We start from the raw sequence: 22,938 nt of genomic DNA, 5'->3' as shown, positions 1-22,938 counted from the left end.
GCTTTGTAAATTTTATCATATCAGATCGGACTTTGTGTTCATATAATATGCCCGCCTATTAAGATATAAGGAAAGAGAAGTCATTTTCTCAGAAGAAAGTGCTGTATGAATAAGTTTTTTAAAAACTCATATTTAAAATAGTGCTAAGATTATTCTTGCTGAAAATTTATTTTTAGAAAGTGTTTTCGTTGTCTTTAGAAGAAAATCATCTGATGCTTTTGATGAGTTTAGTTTAGATAAGCCAAACTTAAATTAGCAAATAGTATTATTGTTTTTATTTCCTGTTTATTCTGAATAATATCCATCGTTAGACTTAATGAATAATGTATTTTACACTTTTTTGTTTATTTGTTGTTTATGTTATTTTTTTAAGACCATATTTTACTATTTTCAAAAAGATTTTTAATTAACACATTAAGTATTTTCGTATATTGTTCAGCTGAAGTGTAAATCACATGTATAAATTTTCAAATTGATATAATTTTCTGTTCATGTTTTAATCACGGTGTTTATTTTTATATAGTCGATTTTTAATAAAAATAGTTGATTCATAGAAGATTGACCGAAGAAATCTTATAGAATAATTGCTCGCTCTTTTGGGAATTGTTGTCATAATATTATGTCTGATAAAATAAATTTACCTTTTGATAAAGAACATATTGAGCCAATAGAATTACGTTCTGCTTTACAGGAGCGCTATTTGGCTTATGCACTTTCTACTATTACTCACCGTGCATTGCCTGACGTCCGTGATGGTTTGAAACCAGTGCATCGGCGTATTGTTCATGCGATGCGTTTACTCAAACTTCATCCAGGGCAGTCCTATGCGAAATGTGCACGGATTATTGGTGATGTCATGGGAAAATTTCATCCACATGGTGATGCATCTATTTATGATGCATTAGTGCGCTTGGCTCAGAGTTTTGCTGTTCGTTATCCCTTGATTGATGGACAAGGCAATTTTGGTAATATTGATGGAGATAATGCTGCTGCTATGCGGTATACGGAAGCACGTATGACTGAAGTGGCTGCATTGTTGCTGGAGGGAATTAATGAGAATGCGATTGATTTTCGTTTAACCTATAATGAGGAAGATGAAGAGCCTGCTGTTTTACCGGGAGCTTTTCCTAATCTTTTAGCAAATGGTTCATCTGGTATTGCTGTTGGTATGGCGACATCTATTCCACCCCATAATGTTGCTGAGCTTTGTGATGCAGCGCTCCATTTGATTGCACATCCCGATGTTAATGATAAGGAATTGAATCAATTTGTGCTTGGTCCTGATTTTCCAACAGGTGGTATTTTAGTTGAGCCTAAAAAGAGTATTGAGGAATCTTATCGTGTTGGGCGTGGTTTTTTTCGTTTGCGTTCACGTTGGCATCAAGAGTCCGGCAGCCGTGGTTCTTATGTGATTGTTGTTACTGAAATTCCCTATCAAGTTCAAAAGTCACGCCTTATTGAAAAAACAGCGGAATTACTGCTTGCACGCCGATTACCAATGCTTGAAGATATTCAAGATGAATCGGCAGAAGATATTCGCATCGTTCTTATTCCTAAAAATCGCACTGTTGATCCTGAGCTCCTTATGGAATCTCTTTTTAAATTGACCGATTTTGAAATAAGATTTCCTCTTAATCTTAATGTTTTGTCTTTAGGAAAAATACCAAATGTTCTCTCTCTGCGGGAAAGTTTGCAGCAATGGCTTGAACATCGTCAAGAAGTTTTGATGCGTCGCTCTACTTATCGACTTGATGAAATTGATCGCCGATTAGAAATTCTTCATGGCTATCTTATCGCCTATTTAAACCTTGATGAGGTTATTCAGATTATTCGTGAAGAAGATGAGCCCAAAAAAGAACTTATCGGCCGTTTTGAATTAACAGAAAATCAAGCTGAGGCAGTTCTTAATATGCGCTTGCGCTCTTTACGTAAACTTGAGGAATTTGAAATTCGTAAAGAATTTGAAAGTTTGAAAACTGAAAAAGAACAATTGCAGAATTTATTATCCTCTCGTGCTAAGCAATGGAAAATAATTTCAGAAGAAATTATAAAAATTCGCAAAACTTTTGGCCCTGATACTTTATTAGGAAAAAGGCGTACCACATTTGAAGAAGCACCAAGGCATGATATTGATGATATTCACCAAGCGATGATTGAAAAAGAGCCGGTAACTATTGTTATTTCTGAAAAAGGTTGGATGCGTGCTTTGAAGGGACATTTGAGTGATTACAAAGCACTTGCCTTTAAAGAAGGCGATTGCTTAAAGATAGCATTTCCAGCATTTACAACAGATAAAATTATGGTGATAAGTACTGGTGGAAAATTTTTTGCTATTTCTGCAAATAATTTGCCTGGAGGGCGGGGACATGGTGAACCAATTCGTATTTTAGTCGATATGGATGATGAGCATGATGTCTTGACAGCTTTTGTCTATAATGCACAGGAAAAACTTCTTTTAGTTTCATCTCATGGAAATGGCTTTATTGTACCAGCAGCCGAAGTCATTGCCAATACACGAAAAGGCAAGCAGGTTATGAATGTGAAGTACCCTGATAAAGTGAAGCTTTGTGTTCCGGTAAAAGGTGATCATGTTGCAGTGGTTGGTGAAAATCGCAAAATGCTTGTTTTTGCCATTGAACAAATACCAGAAATGAGTCGTGGTAAAGGTGTTCGTTTGCAACGTTACAAAGAGGGGGGTATTGTTGATATAAAAACCTTTAATTTATCAGAGGGGTTAAGCTGGCAAGATACGGCTGAACGCTGCTTTAATCGTCAAGCTGATGATCTCATTGAGTGGATAGGAATGCGTGCTGGGAGTGGGCGTTTGGTGCCAAAAGGCTTTCCAAAATCAGGAAAGTTTGCCAATTAAATTATAAAAACATGAAAGAAAACATTGTGTGGTTTTATTAACTTTTTCATAGCAGCATCTATTCGTTAGGACTGTTATGATGTGGCCTAAAAAGGTGTCCACGTTCCGCGCATAAGACAAGAAGTATGGCGATGAGGCTGAGAAAGAAAAATCCTGCCGAATTTGGGGTGGTTGTTTCATTAAATTGTTGGGCAATAAAAAAGCCAAGGCCTGTTGCAATAGAGGTTTGAAGAAAACCAGATACAGAAGATGCTGTACCGGCGATTTCACCGACAGATTCGAGAGCAAGTGTGTTGAAATTGGCCATAATACCGCCGCAGGCAAACATCAATATACAAAACAGCAGCATGTAAAGGGAAAAAGGAATAATACCATCTGTTAAGGTGCAACTAACAAACCAGAGGCATGACGTGGCACAAAATAGCAAAAGCATCGTATGAGCTATACGGCGCATTCCAAGGCGCCCAACCAATTGAGAATTAAAAAATGATGAGAGTGCTTGAAAAGCTGCACCGACGGCAAACGCAATTGGAAACCAGAGTCCTAGATTATAAATCCCTTCGTATGTTTGCTGCGATGTATTAACAGCGGTAAAAATACAGCCTAAAATAATGGAAGTTGCCAGTGTGTAGCAAAGTGTTGTCCGATTAGTAAGAACAATCCATAAGTTATGTTTGATTGAAGAAAAGGAAAGAGAGCGTTGTCTATGAAGAGTCTCGGGTAAACGCAGTTGAATCCAAATCATCAGTCCAAAACCGATAATTGCCATGAATATAAAGATAAATTGCCAGTTCCCGAAGAGTAAAATAGCTTGTCCTGTTGCGGGTCCAATCATTGGCGCAATAAGAAAAACCATCATGACGATAGACATAACTTCTGCCATTTTTCGACCACTATAAAGATCACGTACAATGGAAACTGTGAGCACGCGCATAGCAGCTCCTCCCATACCTTGTAAGACACGTAAAAAAAGTAATAGAGAAAAATTGGAAACAAAAGCACAACCAATTGCTGTAAATGAATAAAAAGCAAGACCAATAAGAATAATTTTACGGCGCCCATAACGATCGCTTATGGGACCAAAAAATATTTGTGAGATGCCATAGCTAATGAGATAACTAGAAATGATATAATGTTGATCATTTTCATTGATAGCGTTTAAACTGTTTAAAATGTCAGGCATGGCTGGTAGCATAATATCAACGGCTATAGAATTGATAGCCATGAGCGCGCCAATAAGAAGAACAAATTCTTTATAGCCAATTCTTTTTCTAATTGTATCACTATGCTCTTGTTCATCGATTGAATATGACATATTGCATCCTTGAAATAAAAATTTCGATTGAACACAGCTCTATAAAAGGATAAAAAGTAAGAGATATCTTCTTAAGAGATTCTTATGATTTATTGCAGGAAATGCCTTGTTCTTTTAGCAGCTCTTGCAACTCATTATTTTGGAACATTTCTTTAATAATATCACAGCCGCCAACAAACTCACCTTTGATATAGAGCTGCGGAATTGTTGGCCAATTGGAATAATCTTTGATTCCTTGACGTAACTCGTTAGAAGCTAAGATATTAACTCCTTTATAGTTTACCCCTAGATAGTCGAGAATTTGAACAACTTGTCCTGAAAATCCGCATTGTGGAGCATCAGGTGTTCCTTTCATGAATAAAATGACATCATTTTCTTTAATTTCGTTGTCAATAAAATCATGAACAGTGTTCATCTCTATCCCTCGATATTGTAAATTTATGTGAGTGTCTATTTACGCTTGTACTATTTTCTAATCGTATTGAGTGATTGAATGCAAGAAGAAATTTTAAATTATTTAGGAATATTTGTTTGCAACATTAAGGCATGAAGGTCATTTCCCATATTGCCTTTAAGAGCATCATAGACCATTTTATGTTGCTGAATACGGCTTTTACCACGAAAACTTTCGGAAATAACTTCTGCAGCGTAGTGTTCTCCATCTCCAGCAAGATCACGAATCGTTACAATTGCATCGGGAATGCCTTCGCGAATAAGCATTTCAATTGCATGAGCACTCATTGCCATGATTATCCTCCTTTATTTATTTTTAATTAAGAATAGCATCCGCCAATAGGGAAAAATAACTTTCTATTCTTTGCCCATAAATTGCGGGAACCAATTTTCATAAGCTTGTGTGAGTTTTTCTAGCGAAAGTGTCAATACCCCATCTATATTGAGAGAATTCCCCTCAACTAAACCAAGCTCTGTGAAAGGAATCGCACTTACTTGTGCAAGTTCTTTAAGTTTGTTGAGAGCACGAGGTTTGACCGCTAAAAGATAACGGCCTTGATCTTCTCCAAAAAGCTCCGCATGATGTGGTAGTTTATTGCTTAATTGGGCTTTAATCCCTTTACCTGCTTTAATTATCATTTCTGCAAGTGCAATGGCTAATCCTCCATCAGAAATATCATGAGCAGCATTAACAAAATCGCCATGAATGATATCTCGAACAAATTGTCCATGTTTTTTTTCAAGCTCTAAATCTACAGGAGGCGGGGCGCCTATATCAATATTTAAAATGTGACGTGCGTAAATTGACTGTCCTAAATGAGAGCCACACGCTCCAATTAAAACAATCCTATCTCCATTTTGCATACCACTGATTGTTACCATTTTAGACCAGTCGTCTAGAAGTCCTACACCAGCGATTGTTGGTGTGGGAAGAATGGCTTCTCCATTGGTTTCATTATAAAGGGAGACATTGCCTGAAACGATAGGAAAGTTAAGAATTCTGCAAGCTTCACCTATGCCTTTAATGGCTAAAACCAATTGTCCCATAATTTCAGGTTTTTCAGGATTACCAAAATTAAGATTATCTGTAGCAGCGAGGGGGATTGCACCTGTTGTGCTAATATTTCGCCAGCATTCTGCTACAGCTTGCTTTCCTCCTTCATAAGGATCAGCCTCACAATAGCGAGGCGTAACATCAGAAGAAAAAGCAAGAGCACGTTTGTCATTATTGCTTACGCGTATGATTCCTGCATCGCCTCCTGGACGAACAAGGGTATTTCCTTGAATAAGCGTATCATATTGTTCATAAACCCATCGCCGTGAACTTTGATCAGCAGAATTGAGCAAGTGAAGGAGCGCATCACCAAGATTTTCAACCCTCTTAACATCTTCTACTTTAAGAGTTGGTTGTTTTTCCAGCTCACTCCAAGGGCGATCATAAACAGGTGCTTCATTACCGAGTTCTTTGATAGGAAGATTGACGACTTCTTCTCCTTGATGCAATACACGGAAACGCAAATCATCTGTTGTTTTTCCAATAATAGAAAAGTTAAGACCCCACTTATGAAAAATTGCTTCTGCTTGTTTTTCTAATTCTGGTTTTAGCACCATGAGCATGCGTTCTTGGCTTTCGGAAAGCATCATTTCATAGGCTGTCATGTTTTCTTCACGGGTGGGAACTTTATCAAGATTAAGCTGTATTCCTAAATTCCCTTTTGCTCCCATTTCAACTGCAGAGGACGTTAGTCCTGCTGCACCCATATCTTGAATAGCAACAACAGCTTTAAGTTCCATGAGTTCTAAGCAAGCTTCAAGAAGGCATTTTTCTGTAAAAGGATCACCTACTTGAACGGTTGGGCGTTTTTCATCGATTGAAGCATCAAATTCTGCGGAAGCCATTGTTGCTCCACCAACACCATCACGTCCTGTTTTGGCTCCAAGATAAACAACAGGAAGTCCTACTCCTTGTGCTTTAGAATAAAAAAGGGAGTCTGTCTTGGCAATACCAGCGACAAAAGCGTTAACAAGGATATTGCCATTATAACGCTTGTCAAAGTTTATTTCTCCACCAACAGTTGGAACACCAAAAGCATTACTATAGCCACCAATTCCAGACACAACACCAGAAACAAGATGGCGTGTTCGGGGATGATTAGGAGATCCAAAGCGTAAGGCATTCATAGCAGCGACGGGGCGAGCACCCATTGTAAAGACATCACGTAAAATACCTCCTACACCTGTTGCCGCACCTTGATAAGGTTCGATATAAGAGGGATGATTATGGCTTTCCATTTTGAAAACAACGCATTGCCCTTCACCAATATCGACAACACCAGCATTTTCACCAGGTCCTTGAATGACACATTTTCCCTCTGTTGGGAGTGTTTTAAGCCACTTTTTAGATGATTTATAGGAACAATGTTCGTTCCACATGGCAGAAAAAATTCCAAGTTCAGTAAATGTTGGCTCTCTTCCAATTAAAGTGAGAATGCGTTGATATTCATCATCTTTTAGGCCGTGCTGTGCAATTAATTCTGGTGTAATGGCGATGGTATTGCAAGGATTCATGAGTACTTTATCCGTTAAATTAATCGAAATTTAGCATTTTTATTATTTTAAATCTAGCAGCTTAAATTATAAGTGATCTGATTGTTTGATAAGAAAGAAGTCCCTAAAGCGTTAACTGAAATATTGGTCATTTATTTTGTAAATTCAAAGACTTATAAATAGCTCTTGAATATTTTTTCATGTGTTAAAAGAAGTGTTATCCATTTTATCCATAATGTGCCTGATTTGTATCCTTACTCTGCGTAGGAGATATTCAGATTTTTAACTTTAAAATAGCACAAGAATACACTCTACTTTTTATCATCAACGATTTGCCAATTCTAAAGCACTTTGAAAAAGTAAACGACCATCAGTACCACCATGTGCCGATTCAATGAAGTTTTCAGGATGAGGCATCATACCAAGAATATTTCCAGCTTTATTGATGATACCGGCAATATCGTGAATTGAACCATTAGGATTTGTATTTTCTGCATAGCGAAAAACAATTTGTTTATTGTCTTCCATTTTTTTTAAAGTTTCATTGTCAACAAAATAGTTTCCATCATGATGAGCAACAGGACAACGAATGATCTGTCCTTTTGAATAGAGTCGAGAGAATCGCGTGTTGGCATTTGCTACTTCAAGCTTTATTTCACGACAAACAAATTTTAATGAAGCATTCCGCATTAAAGTGCCAGGCAACAATCCGGCTTCCAATAAAATTTGAAACCCATTACAGATACCGATTACTGTAACACCTTTTTTTGCTTTCTCATGAACAGCTTGCAAAACTGGTGTTCGCGCACCAATTGCACCACACCTTAGGTAGTCTCCATAAGAAAAACCACCAGGAATAACGATGACATCGACATCTGGAATTGTCGTGTCTGTTTGCCAAATTTTAAACGGTTCACTGCCTGTTATATGATGTAATGCAGCAATCATATCCCGATCGCGATTGAGTCCAGGTAACTGAATGATGGCAGTTTTCATGAAGAGCCCCCACTTAAAGAAGTTCTATAGTATAATTTTCAACAACAGTATTTGCTAGTAACTCTTCACACATCTTTTCAAGTTTTTCCTTTGCAGCCTCATAAGGCTGATCGTCAAACACGATATCAAAAATCTTTCCTTGACGAATGGAATGAATGCCTTTGAAATCTAAACTTTTTAAAGCACCGACAATTGCTTCTCCTTGTGGATCAAGAACGCTGTTTTTTAAAGTAACTGTAACGCGTGCTTTCATTTCTTATTTCCTATTTATAAAATTCCTCTCCTTCAAGAGGTGTATTGACCAATATAACGAAAGGTGACATAATGCCACCTTGTTGTTTATTTTACTAAAACTGGACCACTTGGTCGTGGAGGTTCATTTTCATTGATGATACCAAGGCGTTTTGCAACCTCTTGATAAGCATTAATAAGCCCTCCCATATCACGCCGAAAACGATCTTTATCCATTTTTTCTCGTGTTTGCATATCCCATAGTCGAGCAGAATCAGGCGAGATTTCATCAGCAAGAACAATGCGCATTGCTTCATCTTCCCATAATCGACCAAACTCCATTTTAAAATCAATAAGTTGAATATTAACGCCTGCAAAAAGCCCAGAAAGAAAATCATTAATACGAATCGATAGTTGCATAATGTCTTCTATTTCTTGTGGAACAGCCCATCCAAAGGCAGTGATATGTTCTTCCGTTACCATTGGATCATCAAGAGAATCATTTTTATAGTAAAATTCTATGATGGATTGCGAAAGAGCAGTTCCTTCTTCTAATCCTAAACGCTTAGAAAGGGAGCCAGCAGCAACGTTACGAACAACGACCTCCAATGGAATAATTTCAACGGCTTTAATGAGTTGCTCGCGCATGTTTATACGCTTGATAAAATGCGTTGGAATACCCAAACGGCCAAGATGGCTAAAAATATATTCCGAAATGCGGTTATTTAAAACCCCTTTTCCGTCGATAATTTCATGCTTTTTTGCATTAAAGGCAGTTGCGTCATCTTTAAAAAATTGAATATAGGTCCCTGGTTCAGGTCCTTCATATAAAATTTTGGCCTTGCCTTCATAGATACGGTTGCGACGATTCATTATGATTCTCTATTATTTGAGAGGTTTTAATAATACTGAGAGATAGTATTATCCTAATTGGTGGAAATTCTCAATGATTGCTATAACACTTCTTATCATTTTTGTCATTGTGGCTCTGATCCCAAGAAGGAGTAAATTTCATGGATGGAGATAAAGTGAAAAGAATTCACTTCCTTAAATTAAATTTTTGCAAGAAAACGGGAGAGAACCATAAGTCCCTCCGGCCAAGGACCATGCCCAGACTCTTCATTAATGTGGCCAGATTGTCCCGCATCAACAAAGAGCGATCCCCAATCATTGGCAAGTTTTTCTGCTACTGAAAATTGACAAAATTCATCATTTTGACTGGCGATAACAACAGAGGGAAAAGATAATTTTTTGCAATGATAGGGACCAAATGTCATTAAATATTTGGGGCGTATTTTTTCATTGGTGACGTCTGGAGGTGCAACTAAAAAGGCACCACAAACTTTTTCTGCGTTTTGTTGCGTTGCATGAAGAGCTGTGGGAACTCCTAATGAGTGGGCAATAATCACAACGGGTTTTTCAGCTTGTGCAATGGCGATTTTAACTTCATTAACCCATTGTTTAAAAATAGGTTTTGACCAGTGGTTTTGTTTAACGCGGCGGGCTGTAGACAATTTATTTTCCCACCGTGTTTGCCAATGATCAGAACCAGATCCTTTGTAGCCAGGAACAATAAGAATATCGAGTTGATTTGCTTTCATGAATTGTTTCCTTCACTACAACAGGTTTTACATCATCGCTGGAAAACAAGACGTTTATGTTTGTTTTTGTATTCACTTTTTATCATTTCCCAAAAACACGTCTAAAAATTGTGTTGATATGTTTGGTGTGGTAAGAAAGGTCAAATTTTTCACGAAGTTCTGCTTCACTTAAAGCTTTTGTCACATCTTTGTCGTTGAGTAATTCTTCTAAAAAATCTTTTCCTTGTTCCCAAACCTTCATCGCATTTCGTTGTACAATTCGATAAGAATCTTCCCGACTCATTCCAGCTTGCGTGAGTGCTAACAGGACGCGCTGTGAATGAACAAGTCCTCGAAATTTATTGAGATTTTTTTGCATATTTTCTGGATAGACAATTAAATTTTCAATGACAGATGTGAGTCTGGCAAGAGCAAAATCAAGGGTAATTGTAGCGTCTGGACCAATATACCGCTCGACAGAAGAATGAGAAATATCACGTTCATGCCAAAGTGCTACATTTTCCATTGCAGGTATTGAAAATGCACGCACCATACGCGCTAAACCCGTTAAATTTTCTGTTAGGACTGGATTACGTTTATGCGGCATGGCCGATGAGCCTTTTTGTCCAGGTGAGAAGTGTTCTTCTGCTTCAAGGACTTCGGTTCGTTGTAGATGCCGTATTTCAATGGCTAATCTTTCAATAGAGGAAGCAATAACACCAAGCGTTGCAAAAAACATGGCGTGACGATCGCGCGGAATAACTTGAGTAGAAACCGGTTCAGCACACATTCCGAAGGCTTTTGCTACGTGTTCTTCAACGCGTGGGTCAATATTCGCAAAAGTTCCTACAGCTCCTGAAATAGCACAGGTAGAAATTTCTTCTCGTGCTGCAAGAAGACGTTTGCGACAACGAGAAAATTCAGTGTAGGCGAGGGCGAATTTAACACCAAATGTTGTTGGTTCCGCATGAATACCATGACTTCGTCCAATGGTGATTGTTTCTTTATGTTCAAAAGCACGTTTTTTTAATGCTTCAAGAAGTTGATCTATGTCTTTTAGTAAAAGGTCACTAGCACGCATCAATTGAATATTAAGCGTTGTATCTAGGACATCCGATGATGTCATCCCCTGATGAATAAAACGTGCTTCTGGTCCAATAAATTCAGCGAGATGTGTTAAAAATGCTATAACATCATGTTTTGTAATCGCCTCAATTTCATTAATGCGATTGACATCAAATTCGGCTGCTGTTCCCTTTTCCCAAATGATTTTTGCTGCTTCTTTTGGAATAATTCCTAGTTCAGCTAAGGCATCACAGGCATGTGCTTCAATTTCAAACCAAATACGATATTTCGTTTTTGGTGACCAAATTGTTACCATTTCAGAACGAGAGTAACGTGTTATCATAATTTTTCCTTATTGTGAGAGAAGTGCTGCTTGGCGCAATGCATTAATGCGTGTTTTATAAAGCTCTTTGTTTCCATTTTTATAAATTGCAGAGCCTGCAACAAATACGTTTGCACCAGCTTTTGCTGCTATCCCGATTGTATCAACTGTGATACCACCATCAACCTCAAGGTCAATAGGTCTGTTAGCAATCATGCTTCTAACACGTTTGATTTTATCTTGCATTTCTAGAATAAAACTTTGTCCGCCAAAGCCAGGATTGACGGTCATGATCAGAATAAGATCTATTTGATCAAGCAAATATTCAAGGATATATTCTGGTGTACCTGGATTAATTGCAATGCCTGCTTTTTTCCCACTTTTTTTTATTATTTGCAGTGAACGATGAAGATGGCGACTTGCTTCAGCGTGAATGGTTATAATATCTGCACCCGCTTTTGCAAAAGACTCAAGATAAAGATCGACTGGTTCGATCATCAAATGAACATCAAATATTGCTTTGGTTAAGGGGCGTAGAGCCTTGACGACTTCAGGACCAAAAGTAATATTAGGAACAAAATGGCCATCCATGATATCAAGATGGAGCCAATCTGCACCGGCATCAACAACATCCAATATTTCCTGTCCAAGTTTGGAAAAATCAGAAGCTAAGAGTGAAGGTGAAATGAGTTGCAAATGGGGCATGAATGTCTCCTTAATTGACTGTTCTTATCATGTAGTTCTGTATACTAAAATAACTTTTGTGTTATGACGTAAAAGAAAAAATACGTGTAAGAGATATTTTTATGAAAAGAGCCTTTGAAATTTTAAAGCTGTATAAGTGAAAGACATGCAAAATCATACAACACATTTAATGCCTGAACTTCAATGTAATATGACTGTTTCTTCGCAAGAATATCGGGATGCTATGAGTCATTTCGCAGGGGCTGTGCATATTGTGACAACAGATGGCCTTAAGGGAAAGCGCGGGGTGACAGTTTCAGCATGTTGTTCTTTATCTGATGATCCCCCAACACTCCTTGTTTGCCTTAGGCGGCATAATCCTAAAAATCGATTATTTATAGAGAATGGAATCTTTTGTGTTAATAGTTTGGCAGGAAAACACCGTTTACTAGCAGATATTTTTTCTAGGCGTTACAACTGTATACAAAATGAACGTTTTGATAGAGCACAATGGGGTACTTTGGAGACTGGTGCTCCTAGCCTCTTAGACGCTTTAGCATCTTTTGATTGTCGTTTGATTTGTTGGCATGAACATGCAACGCATTGTATTTTAATTGGTGAAGTTGTTGCCGTCAATTGTAGTCAAGAAAAAGACGCTTTGATGTATTTGAATCGTGAATATCATACTCTTCTTTTGTAGGGATTTTTATTTTTTCATATGAGATGATTTGTTGTTGGTCCATTTGAGGCTGAGCTTAATGACGCGGTAAGATTATTTCTCATGACATTGGATGTCTGTGTTTTCCTTTTTTATAGGTTTATAGGGGTAACCAGAAAAGGAAAGTATAAAAAATGTCCTAATCAACAGTCGTGCTAACAGAGAGTGTATGCTATGCAAAAAAGTGGCTAAAGATTTGAATTATGATGACTTTAAACATATTTATAGGGTGCTATAAAAAGACATTTTACTCTTGTGTTGATGGTGGTTGCACAATATATAGACCTCACATACCATATACGGAGGTTTTTATGGCATGAGCGAAGAGGTTGATGATCAATATCGCCCTAGTGAAGATGAGCCTTTTATGAATGAACGGCAAAAGGCGTATTTTCGTGCTAAATTAGTTTCTTGGAAGAATGATATATTAAGAGAAGCTCGTGAGACTTTGGAAAATTTGCAGGAAGAGAATGTTGGTCAGCCTGATTTGACTGATAGAGCGTCTTGCGAAACTGATCGTACAATCGAATTACGTGCTCGTGATCGCCAGAGAAAACTCATTTTGAAAATAGATGCTGCTTTGGAGCGCATAGATAATGGGACTTATGGTTTTTGTGAGGAAACTGGAGAACCCATTAGTATAAAGCGTCTTGAGGCCCGACCAATTGCAGTTTTATCGTTGGAAGCACAAGAACGCCACGAGCGGCGGGAAAAAGTTTATCGTGATGATTAAACGTCAACGAGGGTGATAAAAAAATGAAATACATGATAGTAAAATGTGTGTATTTTATTTTTTATGGGGAGGGATAAATAAAGATGGCTCCTGCCGTCCTTCAATTTCGGCGGTGATGGCTGAATCTTCCACGTTTTGATTCGTAAAAGAACGAGAGGTTTCCTTCTTCGTATGCTCGCTTTTTACGGAAAGAAATTCTTTTTCTGTAAGATCTAAAGGAAAATTGGCTTGTGTCGTTATTGATGTTGGCTGGATTCCTTTTTTTTGTATGAGAGATGGACTGGTGATATTGGATTCTACAACAATATCTGTGAATCCGCCAATAAGAAGCAGATGTTCTTTATCATCACAACGTATTAAAACAAGACGACGTGTACGATCGATAGCAATTGTATCACAGAGAGTTAGTCGTGGTGGGTGCTTTTTCCTCTTGATGCTGAGCTTTCCTCTCTTCAAACGGCGTAAAAAGAGGATGATTGTAGCAATAGCTATTATTGTTATTATACAAAACATAAAACTTATGGTTATGTTAGTGGCGGATTCACCTATTTGACTTGATAACCAGACATACATAGAATTTCTCCCATTTTAGAATGAAAATATTATTTTCTATTGAGATGTTTGTAAATACACCCTTAAAAGGTTCACTCATAATATAAAAACAAAGCTTTTAACATTGAGTGATTTTTTTTAGAAAGATATTATTGATATAGACTTCATAAAAATGATTATGGAGGCAATTTATGGCGTAAGCAACAGCAATCAAGGTAAACTGAGATGGATAAAGGTTTTGAGAAAAGTAAAAGATCATCATCTTTTTTTGTAGATCGAAGAGGTATGATTCTTAGCATTATTGTTATAATAGCTTTTCTTTTCATTATAGGTATTCTCAGTTTTTTTTATCCGCACAGCTATTTGCAAAAAACTGTGTTACTATCTTTTTGGGCTTTAGCGGTGATAGGGGTTGCTGCACTTGTTTTGAGTGGGATAGGGGTGTTAAGATACAATGCTGCGCAGTGGCATGATGAATTTGATCTTAGTATCTTCAATAATATTGATGATGCAATTATAGTTTCTGATTTATCAGGTGTTGTCCATTATTCTAATCAACGTTATCGAAAACTTCTTACCTATAAGCCTCAAGCTTCTTGTTATGTGGTTATTGCTGATCTTCCAGGAGCTGGTGCACTTTCATATCGCTTAAAGGTTGCAGCATGTAGTAATCTTGTAGCACAAGAAGAATTAAGGATAGAACGGTCGATCTTTACCTATCCTACACAAAAAAAAATCTTTTGGTATAATATCTCTGTTCAACCAATTACAAAACACAGAAAAAAACTTTTATTTTGGCGTATTGCTGATATTTCGCATTTAAAGGAATATCGTGAAGTTTTTTTCTCGGATCTTCAAGAAGCTATCAATCACTTAGATCAAGCTCCTGTTGGTTTTTTATCTGTTAATACACAAGGGATGATTGTTTATGCAAATGCGGTTTTTGCTGAATGGTTTTCAATTGATTTAGCAAATTTTACTGTTGGTCAATATAGTTTTGATCAATTGTTAAAGAGCGTTGGAGCGAATAGCGCATGGAATGATATTTGTTTGCAAAGCAACAAATATCAAAATTCAGGTTATTCTTTGCCTTATGCGTTTTCGTTATATTTAAATTCAGAGACTGCTGATAAGAAAATATTGAATTGTTTTATGTGTGCTTCTTCTCTCCTAGAGAATGAAGCTCTTTATCGTATTGTGATAATTCCACAACAAATACAAAAGAGAGAAAACGACGATCAATTAAAATTACCCAGTGCATTGTTAGAGTATTTTGATGCGAGTCCCTTTGCAATAGCTGTAGTGGATCAGAAAGGACAATCACTTCATATGAATAATGCCTTTTCGTTACTTATGGGATGTACGGGAAAAACTCTTAATTTTTATGATGTTATATCCAGTCGTGATCATGCGCAGTTAGAACGCGCATTGCAAAAAATTACAACAAGTAAAAATTATACAGCTCTGATAGAAACTATTTTGAAAAACAATGAAGAACGTCATGTGCGTCTCCATGTTATGTCTGTAAAGTTATCTTATGATGATGTCTTAAGAGATTTTGCCATTCTCTCTGTCATAGAAACGACAGAACAAAAAGTGCTTGAAGATAAAATGGTGCAAAGTCAGAAAATGCAAGCTGTTGGGCAATTGGCTGGCGGCATTGCTCATGATTTTAATAATGTGTTAACAGCAATTTTGATGTCATGCGATCTTCTTTTAAATACACATCGTAGTTCTGATCCAGCTCATGCTGATCTTATCAATATCAAAAATAATGCCAATCGCGCTGCTGCACTTGTGCAGCAATTGTTAGCTTTTTCTAGAAAGCAAACCCTTCGCCCTGAAAAGGTTGATTTTACAGAATTTTTATCAGATATGCGTAATCTTATTCTACCCCTTTTAGGAAATAACATTCAGTTAAAAATTATTCATGGTAGAGATTTGTGGAGTGTCGAAATCGATCAAGGGTCTTTCCAGCGTGTTATTATGAATTTAGTCATTAATGCGCGTGATGCCATGCCAGATGGAGGTTTTGTTACGATTGCAACAAAAAATATTACAAAACAACAGAGTGCTGAATTTGATCATGTTGGTTTTGGAATTGGTGAGTATGTGCAATTGACTATTTCAGATACAGGAACTGGTATATCTGCTGCTGCACAAGAAAAAATGTTTGAACCATTTTTTACAACAAAAGAAGTTGGAAAAGGAACAGGGCTTGGTTTATCAATGGTTTATGGAATTATCAAACAGACAGGTGGTTACATTTCCTGTGATAGCAAAGAAGGCGAAGGAACAGCATTTCATATCTTTCTTCCTCGTTATATTCCTAATATTTGCGATGAAATTTCCCCGCAGATTGAAAAAGTGAAAGAGCAAGAAAAAAATACAGATTTAACAGGATCTGCGACTGTTTTATTGGTTGAAGATGAAGATTCTGTCAGAATGGGTGGGGTAAGAGCGCTTCAAATGAGAGGGTATACTGTTTTAGAAGCAGCAAGTGGGGTGGAAGCCCTTGCTGTTCTTGAAGAAAACAAAGGTGCTGTTGATATCATTGTTTCCGATGTAGTAATGCCAGAAATGGATGGTCCTACTTTGCTCAAAGAGTCGCGTAAAAAATATCCTGATATCAAATTTATTTTTGTTTCTGGATATACGAAAGATGCTTTCACTAAAAATCTTCCACAAGATGCTGTTTTTAGTTTTTTATCTAAGCCTTTTACACTCAAACAGTTGGCTCTAACAGTTAAAGAGACACTCGAACAATAAAATGAAAACTTATCTAATAGAAAAATTGTTTATTTTAAGATTTTTTAGATAAAAGTTAGAGATTCTTAAAAGGATAATCATGATAATTTTTAGAAAGAATTACTTAAAAGAGTAATTAAATACTTGTAATTATACACCTCAAGAAAGCTATTGCATAGATTTTATACAAAATTATTCATGAAACAAAGGATTTCATTCCATCAAGATCTTTATAATGTTTAAGAAGAATAAATTAACGGTAATATTGAAGTGAGCTGGTTGGCAGAATCAAAAGGATAAAAGCTGTTGTTGAAGATCTAGCATTTTATCGTTTCCTTTAATGAAGGCTTTTAAAGCCGCGGGATAGAGTTTATGTTCCACTTTAAGAACTCTTTGGGCTAAGCTATCAGCGGTATCATTTGGACAGACGGGAACAGCTGCTTGAGCAAGAATCTCTCCTGCGTCCATGTCTTCTGTAACAAGATGAACAGTGCAACCAGTGATTTTAACGCCTGCTTGTAAAACTCTTTCATGTGTATTTAAACCTTTAAATGAAGGTAAAAGAGAAGGATGAATGTTTAAAATTCGTCTCTCATAAAGTTTTACAAATTGCGGTGAGATGAGGCGCATATAACCAGCAAAGCAGAGTAAATCCGGTTGATATTGGGCTAAAACCGCAAAGATAGATTCTTCATGTGCTTCCCTAGTAGGGTAACTTTTGCGATCAATAACATGAATAGACAAGTTATTATGATAAGCTTTTTCAATACCAGCAGCATGAGGCTTATCACAAATAACTGCAACGATTTCAGCAGGGTATTCCTTTTGTTTACAGGCTTTAGCAAGAGCAACCATATTGGATCCGTTGCCAGAAATAAACACAACAATTTGTTTTTTCATAAATGAAGTACACCTTTGTAGAATATTCCTTTATCTTGGCTTTTTGTTAAAATGCCAAGAAGGGTAACTGTTTCTCCTTGCATTTCAAGCGCTTGTATAACTTTTTCAACTGCATATTGTGCTACGATAATAACCATGCCAATACCGCAATTGAATGTTCGTAGCATTTCTACTTCCTCTATTTTTCCTTGTTTGGCAATCCATGAAAAGATAGGCGGAACATTAATGACAGAAAGATTAATTTCAGCGCACAGAGAAGAAGGAAGTATTCGTGGAATATTTTCAGGAAAGCCCCCTCCTGTAATATGAGCAAGTGCTTTTATTCCTTCATGATTTCGCATGATAGGAAGAAGAGATTTTACATAAATGCGTGTTGGTGTGAGCAATGCGGTACCAACGCTGATTTGAGGATTAAAAGGAGCAGGATCTTCCCATTTTAGATTGCTTTGTTGAATGATTCGTCTTACCAGAGAAAAACCGTTGGAATGAACTCCAGATGAGTTAAGTCCTAAGATAATATCGCCTTCCGTAATGTCTTTTGAAGGGAGTAATGCACTACGTTCGCATGCTCCTACAGCAAAACCTGCTAAATCATAGTCTCCCTCTGCATACATATCTGGCATTTCTGCCGTTTCTCCGCCAATAAGAGCTGCACCTGCTTGTTTACATCCTTCCGCAATTCCGGAAACAATTGCAGTACCTTGTTCAGGGTTAAGTTTACCAGTTGCAAAATAATCGAGAAAGAAGAGAGGTTCGGCACCTTGTACCAGTAAATCATTGACACACATAGCAACGAGATCAATGCCCACAGTGTTATCAATACCGGTTTCAATGGCAATTTTTAATTTTGTTCCTACACCATCATTGGCTGCTACGAGAATGGGATCTGTGAAGCCTGCCGCTTTTAGATCAAAGAGACCACCAAAGCCACCAATTTCGGCATCAGCTCCTGCTCGTTTTGTTGAGCGTATGAAGGGTTTAATTTTTTCTACCATGACATTACCCATATCGATGTTTACACCGGCTTTTGCGTAGGTGAGACGACATTTGGACTCATCATTTATGATATCTTGATTGCTCATTGGAGCTTTCCTTCTGAAAATCAGGTTTTGACGTTATGTAAAGCCATGATAGAGTTATCCCTACAAGAGATATTGATTATTTACCATTTAAGAGAAAATAAGCAACTCTTCTTGAGACCCATGTTGAAGAAGTTTATAATCTTTGTGAAGAGTTTTTTTTAGGATATTTTATGAGCAAGATATCAGATAATCATGGACAGTCTTCTTGGCAGTTAATGAAAAAGAAAGTTAGTAAGAATGGTTCCCATGATCGTTATAAGGCTTATGTGCCGGCTTATACTCAAATGCCGTTGCCGAATAATATGAAAAAACAAGTTTTTTTCTGGCTTGGTACGCTGGTTTTTTTTATTCTTTTTATGTTTATTTTTGGATCTATTTTGCTTCCTTTCGTAGCAGGAATTGTCTTAGCTTACTTTCTTAATCCTATCGTTCAATTGTTTGAAAAAATTGGTATTCGTCGTGTTTTTGGCACTATTCTTATTACCTTGTTTATCATTGTTGTTTTTGTTGCCGCTTTAATCATTTTAATTCCTATTATCAGTTGGCAAATACAGCAGTTCATGAGTGATGGTCTGCCTGTTTATATTAATCGGATTCAAACGTTTTTCGTTGAGCATGATTTTGATTGGGTTAGACGCTATTTTGGTAGCGATCCACATGAATTACAGAGTAATATTAAAGGGCTTTTGGGAAAAAGTTCTGATTTTATTACCTCTCTGTTAAATTCACTTTTGAAGTCAGGAAAATCTATCGTTAATCTTGTTAGTCTGTTTATTGTGGCTCCTGTAGTGACATTTTACATGTTATTAGATTGGCCGCGTATGGTTACAGCAATTGATTCGTTGATACCACGAGATCATCTTGAAACCGTTCGCAGTATTTTTTATGAAATGGATAGAGCGATCGCTGGTTTTGTTCGTGGACAAGGAACAGTTTGTTTAATATTGGGAGGGTATTATGCTATTGGTCTAAGTATCACAGGGCTTAATTTTGGTCTTTTGATTGGTATGTTTATTGGTCTTATCAGCTTTGTTCCTTATATCGGTACAATGAGTGGTTTTCTGCTTTCAGTTGGTGTTGCATGGGTTCAGTTTTATCCGGATAATTGGGTATGGATTATCGTTGTTATAGTTCTCTTTTTAATTGGACAATTTATTGAAGGCTCCATTCTTCAACCAAAACTTGTGGGTTCATCAGTGGGGCTTCATCCTGTGTGGTTGATGTTTGCACTTTTTGCTTTCTCTTCACTTTTTGGTTTCACTGGTATGCTTGTTGCTGTTCCTGCGGCAGCGGCTGTTGGCGTTTTAGTTCGTTTTGCTCTTCATACTTACCGTAACTCTCAGTTGTATTCACGAAGTGGAAATTCGGAGTCATTAGAATGAATGGGCATGAGACGCAATTACCCTTAAACTTTTCTTATAATTCGGTTTTCCATGATTTAGTGGTGACAGAAAGCAATCGTATGGCTTTTGAACTCATTGATCATTGGCCAAACTGGATCTTACCTATCGCAGTTTTGGTTGGAAAGGAAGGATCTGGAAAAACCCATTTTTCTAGTATATGGGCGCAAAAAGCTGAAGCTTTAACGATTCCCCGTAATGAAATTGATCAGGCTATTGCAGTAGCTTCTTCAGGAAGATCTTTTTTAGTTGAGGATATTGATGCTGGTGAAATTAGTGAGACAGGGCTTTTTCACTTGATTAATAGTATTAAGCAAGCAAATCTTGATGCACGTCATGCTACTTTGTTGATAACTGCATGTACAGTTCCTTCTGTGTGGGATTTAAAGTTAAAGGATCTAAAAAGTCGCCTTAATTCTGTTATGTTAGTTACCATTAATCAGCCTGATGATGCATTGTTAACAGCTGTTGCTTTTAAACTTTTTTCTGATAGGCAGATTATCGTTCATCCAGATGCTGTTTACTATCTTGTAAGTCGTTGTGAACGTTCTTTATCTTCATTAAAGCGTGTGATTGATTCTGTTGATCAGTTAGCATTACAGAGAAAAAGTAAAATAACGCGGGCTGTTATTGGTGAAGTTCTTAACATGCAAATGCAGTAAATACTTTGAGCGTGATACAAATTATTTAATAAGAAGTGCTTGTGTTCTATTGTAATTATAGCGTGCAGATAGAAAATTCATGATTTTAGTTTTTAGCTTTTTAGGCATTCGTCGCGAATAAATAAACATATGTTTTCATTTTGCTCCTTTTTTGCATGATGCACCTTTCTATAATGTGCTTAATACACATTATTTTATAGTTATAGAGAAGAGTTCAATGTTTGTTGACCTTAGAGTGAATTCTTTCTCTTGTGGATATCCTTTTCTTATTTTTGCAATAAATTGGTCATTTAGAGGAAAAAAAATTAAAAAAGCTTGTTCTCTGTAAAGAAAAATAACAAAATTAAATAAAAATGTGTTTTTCTCTTGCACTTCTGTTATGAAAATTTTAGGGAATATGCATTGAATCAATGTAAATGGCGGAGCGTAGCGCAGCTTGGTAGCGCACCTGATTTGGGATCAGGGGGTCGTAGGTTCGAATCCTATCGCTCCGACCATATTTTGTGGTTTTATTATATTAAGAAATCACCCAATTGGGTGCCTGTGGTGGAGAAATTATCATTCAAGCATTGTGTGTTCTGAAGGAAAGTTATCATGATCGCACGTATTTATAGTCCTGCGAAGACAGCGATGCAGTCAGGCAGAAGGAATGTTGGTTTTTGGATTTTGCAATATGAGCCGTTACAGGCAAAAATGCGTGAACCTCTTATGGGGTATACGGCGACATCTGATATGAAGAATCAGATAAGAATCCGATTTAATAGCAAAGAAGAGGCAGTTTCTTTTGCGCGTAAGAATTCTATTCCTTATCGTGTAGAAAGAGCACAGAAGCCGATTCGGCGTGCTATTTCTTATTCTGATAATTTTCGCAGCGATAGGCAGCAATCTTGGACGCATTGAGTGAAAGATGCTATTTTGGATTGAGAAAATGATCAATTGGTCCCGTAGCTCAGCTGGATAGAGCAACGGCCTTCTAAGCCGTGGGTCACAGGTTCGAATCCTGTCGGGATCACCATATCTCAGGACAATCAAATAAAAATTGGGAAATCTTTCTTCTTTTAATTTTATTGATTTATTTTTCATTGTTCTGAGTATTTTTGTAATTTTTTATAAGCTTCTTAGGATAGAAAAACGCTGTGCTATTTTCTGTTCAGTTAAGAAGACACTTTCATTTTAAAACTAATAGTACTTACAATAACTGTGTGTAGTGCTGGTTATCTTCCAATTCATGACTGTTTTAATTTTTCTACATTGCATGTTTTATAAAGTGAGTTGCTAAAATTAGCTCTAATGGGCTTAGTGCACTTTATTACAGGAGAAAGTTTCATCTCTAATAGAATCAGGTTTAGAGGATGATTCCCATTAAAAAAATCAGAAGGAAAACAACAATTTTGTTTTCAATGAATGATGTTATTAATTAAATTTTTCTAGATTTTCTAGATCATATCCTCATAATACAAATATCTTCAGATACACTTTAAATACCTTTTAATGCTAGTATTTATTAATCTCTTCTTTAGCTATGGTTGAAGTTTTCTGCGTTAAAAAATTTTAGTAGGTTTATATTAGAAGCAGAATTTTTGTTCGAAAGAGTATTATAGCTCCTACTTCCCATGCCGTATTAAGATTTTTGATAATGACTTAAATGATCTTCTCAATTGGTTGGTCTATGTATTGCTTATGGATTCCATATAAAGTTATAAACATGAAAACTCTTTATATTTATTTTGAGTATCGCAAATTTAAATTGGATTAAAGCAGCATTCTCGCTGGCGAGTCTTCGTCGTTAATTAAGATAGAAAGATACCGATTTGTTACGTTTTTCTTGATAAGAAACAATATCTTTTTTCGATACAAAATGCTGTTTATCGGATGCTTAATTTTTTAGATAGTGTATCGTTATTTTCAAATATTTTTCTTGTTTTCTCTCTTTTTTCTTTATAATTTTTCAGCCGATTCTGTTGGGTGTTTTATATTGAAAGGCTAACAGCCTTTTTCAGTTACACGTTAAAAATATTATGCAAATAAGATATATAAATCCACGAGCTTCAAAGTAACCATTGCTTATTTTTAAATTTCAT

Annotated in this window: 20 protein-coding genes and 2 tRNA genes; 9 read left to right on the top strand and 13 right to left on the bottom strand. The window is 36.7% G+C overall.

Annotation, left to right across the window (positions count from 1 at the left end; all coding sequences use genetic code 11):
- The first annotated feature begins 619 nt into the window (after positions 1–619).
- Positions 620–2,869 (top strand): DNA topoisomerase IV subunit A, encoded by a 2,250-nt coding sequence (gene parC / locus AC0QT4_RS04575; protein WP_473200535.1) that lies wholly within the window; start codon positions 620–622, stop codon positions 2,867–2,869.
- A 58-nt stretch (positions 2,870–2,927) separates the two neighbouring features.
- Here the strand turns inward: parC and AC0QT4_RS04570 are convergent, their stop codons facing one another.
- The 10 genes from AC0QT4_RS04570 to rpe form a co-directional block, all read right to left on the bottom strand.
- Positions 2,928–4,184: a multidrug effflux MFS transporter gene (locus tag AC0QT4_RS04570; RefSeq protein WP_473200534.1), complete on the bottom strand. Its 1,257-nt coding sequence runs from the start codon at positions 4,182–4,184 to the stop codon at positions 2,928–2,930.
- Between the two features lie 82 nt (positions 4,185–4,266).
- A complete protein-coding gene (grxD, locus tag AC0QT4_RS04565) occupies positions 4,267–4,599 on the bottom strand; it encodes a Grx4 family monothiol glutaredoxin (RefSeq protein WP_473200533.1) in 333 nt (110 codons plus the stop codon).
- Positions 4,600–4,697: 98 nt separating this feature from the next.
- The gene (locus AC0QT4_RS04560) at positions 4,698–4,931 is read right to left on the bottom strand and encodes a BolA/IbaG family iron-sulfur metabolism protein (RefSeq protein ID WP_473200532.1); all 234 of its coding nucleotides are present in this window, start codon (positions 4,929–4,931) and stop codon (positions 4,698–4,700) included.
- Positions 4,932–4,994: 63 nt separating this feature from the next.
- Positions 4,995–7,205 carry a phosphoribosylformylglycinamidine synthase subunit PurL gene (gene purL / locus AC0QT4_RS04555; RefSeq protein WP_473200531.1) on the bottom strand — a complete coding sequence of 737 codons (2,211 nt, stop codon included), beginning with the start codon at positions 7,203–7,205 and terminating at the stop codon, positions 4,995–4,997.
- Between the two features lie 303 nt (positions 7,206–7,508).
- Positions 7,509–8,180 carry a phosphoribosylformylglycinamidine synthase subunit PurQ gene (purQ, locus tag AC0QT4_RS04550; protein ID WP_473200530.1) on the bottom strand — a complete coding sequence of 224 codons (672 nt, stop codon included), beginning with the start codon at positions 8,178–8,180 and terminating at the stop codon, positions 7,509–7,511.
- A gap of 13 nt (positions 8,181–8,193) precedes the next feature.
- Entirely contained in the window at positions 8,194–8,433 is a 240-nt protein-coding gene (gene purS, locus AC0QT4_RS04545; RefSeq protein WP_473200529.1) for a phosphoribosylformylglycinamidine synthase subunit PurS, read from the bottom strand.
- Positions 8,434–8,519: 86 nt separating this feature from the next.
- The gene (gene purC, locus AC0QT4_RS04540; RefSeq protein WP_473200528.1) at positions 8,520–9,284 is read right to left on the bottom strand and encodes a phosphoribosylaminoimidazolesuccinocarboxamide synthase; all 765 of its coding nucleotides are present in this window, start codon (positions 9,282–9,284) and stop codon (positions 8,520–8,522) included.
- A gap of 179 nt (positions 9,285–9,463) precedes the next feature.
- Positions 9,464–10,012: an RBBP9/YdeN family alpha/beta hydrolase gene (locus AC0QT4_RS04535; RefSeq protein WP_473200527.1), complete on the bottom strand. Its 549-nt coding sequence runs from the start codon at positions 10,010–10,012 to the stop codon at positions 9,464–9,466.
- Between the two features lie 82 nt (positions 10,013–10,094).
- Complete coding sequence (purB, locus tag AC0QT4_RS04530) at positions 10,095–11,399, bottom strand: adenylosuccinate lyase (protein ID WP_473200526.1); 1,305 nt, start codon at positions 11,397–11,399, stop codon at positions 10,095–10,097.
- A 9-nt stretch (positions 11,400–11,408) separates the two neighbouring features.
- Positions 11,409–12,083 (bottom strand): ribulose-phosphate 3-epimerase, encoded by a 675-nt coding sequence (rpe, locus tag AC0QT4_RS04525; RefSeq protein WP_473200525.1) that lies wholly within the window; start codon positions 12,081–12,083, stop codon positions 11,409–11,411.
- A gap of 145 nt (positions 12,084–12,228) precedes the next feature.
- On the opposite strand from rpe, the gene AC0QT4_RS04520 reads away from it, so the two are divergent.
- Positions 12,229–12,762 carry a flavin reductase gene (locus AC0QT4_RS04520; protein ID WP_473200524.1) on the top strand — a complete coding sequence of 178 codons (534 nt, stop codon included), beginning with the start codon at positions 12,229–12,231 and terminating at the stop codon, positions 12,760–12,762.
- A gap of 334 nt (positions 12,763–13,096) precedes the next feature.
- Positions 13,097–13,513: an RNA polymerase-binding protein DksA gene (dksA, locus tag AC0QT4_RS04515; protein WP_473200523.1), complete on the top strand. Its 417-nt coding sequence runs from the start codon at positions 13,097–13,099 to the stop codon at positions 13,511–13,513.
- A gap of 54 nt (positions 13,514–13,567) precedes the next feature.
- On the opposite strand, the gene AC0QT4_RS04510 is transcribed toward dksA, so the two are convergent.
- Positions 13,568–14,086 (bottom strand): flagellar biosynthetic protein FliO, encoded by a 519-nt coding sequence (locus tag AC0QT4_RS04510; protein ID WP_473200522.1) that lies wholly within the window; start codon positions 14,084–14,086, stop codon positions 13,568–13,570.
- A 204-nt stretch (positions 14,087–14,290) separates the two neighbouring features.
- Here AC0QT4_RS04510 and AC0QT4_RS04505 point away from each other — a divergent pair, with 204 nt between their 5' ends.
- Positions 14,291–16,834, top strand: a complete 2,544-nt coding sequence (locus tag AC0QT4_RS04505; RefSeq protein ID WP_473200521.1) for an ATP-binding protein — start codon at positions 14,291–14,293, stop codon at positions 16,832–16,834.
- Positions 16,835–17,101: 267 nt separating this feature from the next.
- Here AC0QT4_RS04505 and purN read toward each other — a convergent pair whose 3' ends face one another.
- Entirely contained in the window at positions 17,102–17,713 is a 612-nt protein-coding gene (gene purN, locus AC0QT4_RS04500; protein WP_473200520.1) for a phosphoribosylglycinamide formyltransferase, read from the bottom strand.
- A complete protein-coding gene (gene purM, locus AC0QT4_RS04495) occupies positions 17,710–18,795 on the bottom strand; it encodes a phosphoribosylformylglycinamidine cyclo-ligase (protein ID WP_473200519.1) in 1,086 nt (361 codons plus the stop codon). The genes purN and purM overlap by 4 nt, the downstream gene beginning before the upstream one ends.
- 170 nt (positions 18,796–18,965) lie before the next feature.
- Between purM and AC0QT4_RS04490 the strand changes: the two genes are divergently transcribed.
- From AC0QT4_RS04490 to AC0QT4_RS04470, 5 genes are all read left to right on the top strand, one after another.
- Entirely contained in the window at positions 18,966–20,177 is a 1,212-nt protein-coding gene (locus AC0QT4_RS04490; protein ID WP_473200518.1) for an AI-2E family transporter, read from the top strand.
- Positions 20,174–20,857: a DnaA regulatory inactivator HdaA gene (gene hdaA / locus AC0QT4_RS04485; RefSeq protein ID WP_473200517.1), complete on the top strand. Its 684-nt coding sequence runs from the start codon at positions 20,174–20,176 to the stop codon at positions 20,855–20,857. Before AC0QT4_RS04490 ends, hdaA begins: the two co-directional genes overlap by 4 nt.
- A 420-nt stretch (positions 20,858–21,277) precedes the next feature.
- Positions 21,278–21,354 (top strand) — tRNA-Pro (locus AC0QT4_RS04480).
- 97 nt (positions 21,355–21,451) lie between these two features.
- Positions 21,452–21,757 carry an ETC complex I subunit gene (locus AC0QT4_RS04475; RefSeq protein ID WP_473200516.1) on the top strand — a complete coding sequence of 102 codons (306 nt, stop codon included), beginning with the start codon at positions 21,452–21,454 and terminating at the stop codon, positions 21,755–21,757.
- A 38-nt stretch (positions 21,758–21,795) separates the two neighbouring features.
- Positions 21,796–21,872 (top strand) — tRNA-Arg (locus AC0QT4_RS04470).
- Positions 21,873–22,938: the final 1,066 nt, after the last annotated feature.

Source organism: Bartonella sp. EBT8 (assembly GCF_055796165.1).
Note: the sequence above shows the minus strand (reverse complement) of the source record. Positions and strands in the feature narration are given on the sequence as shown.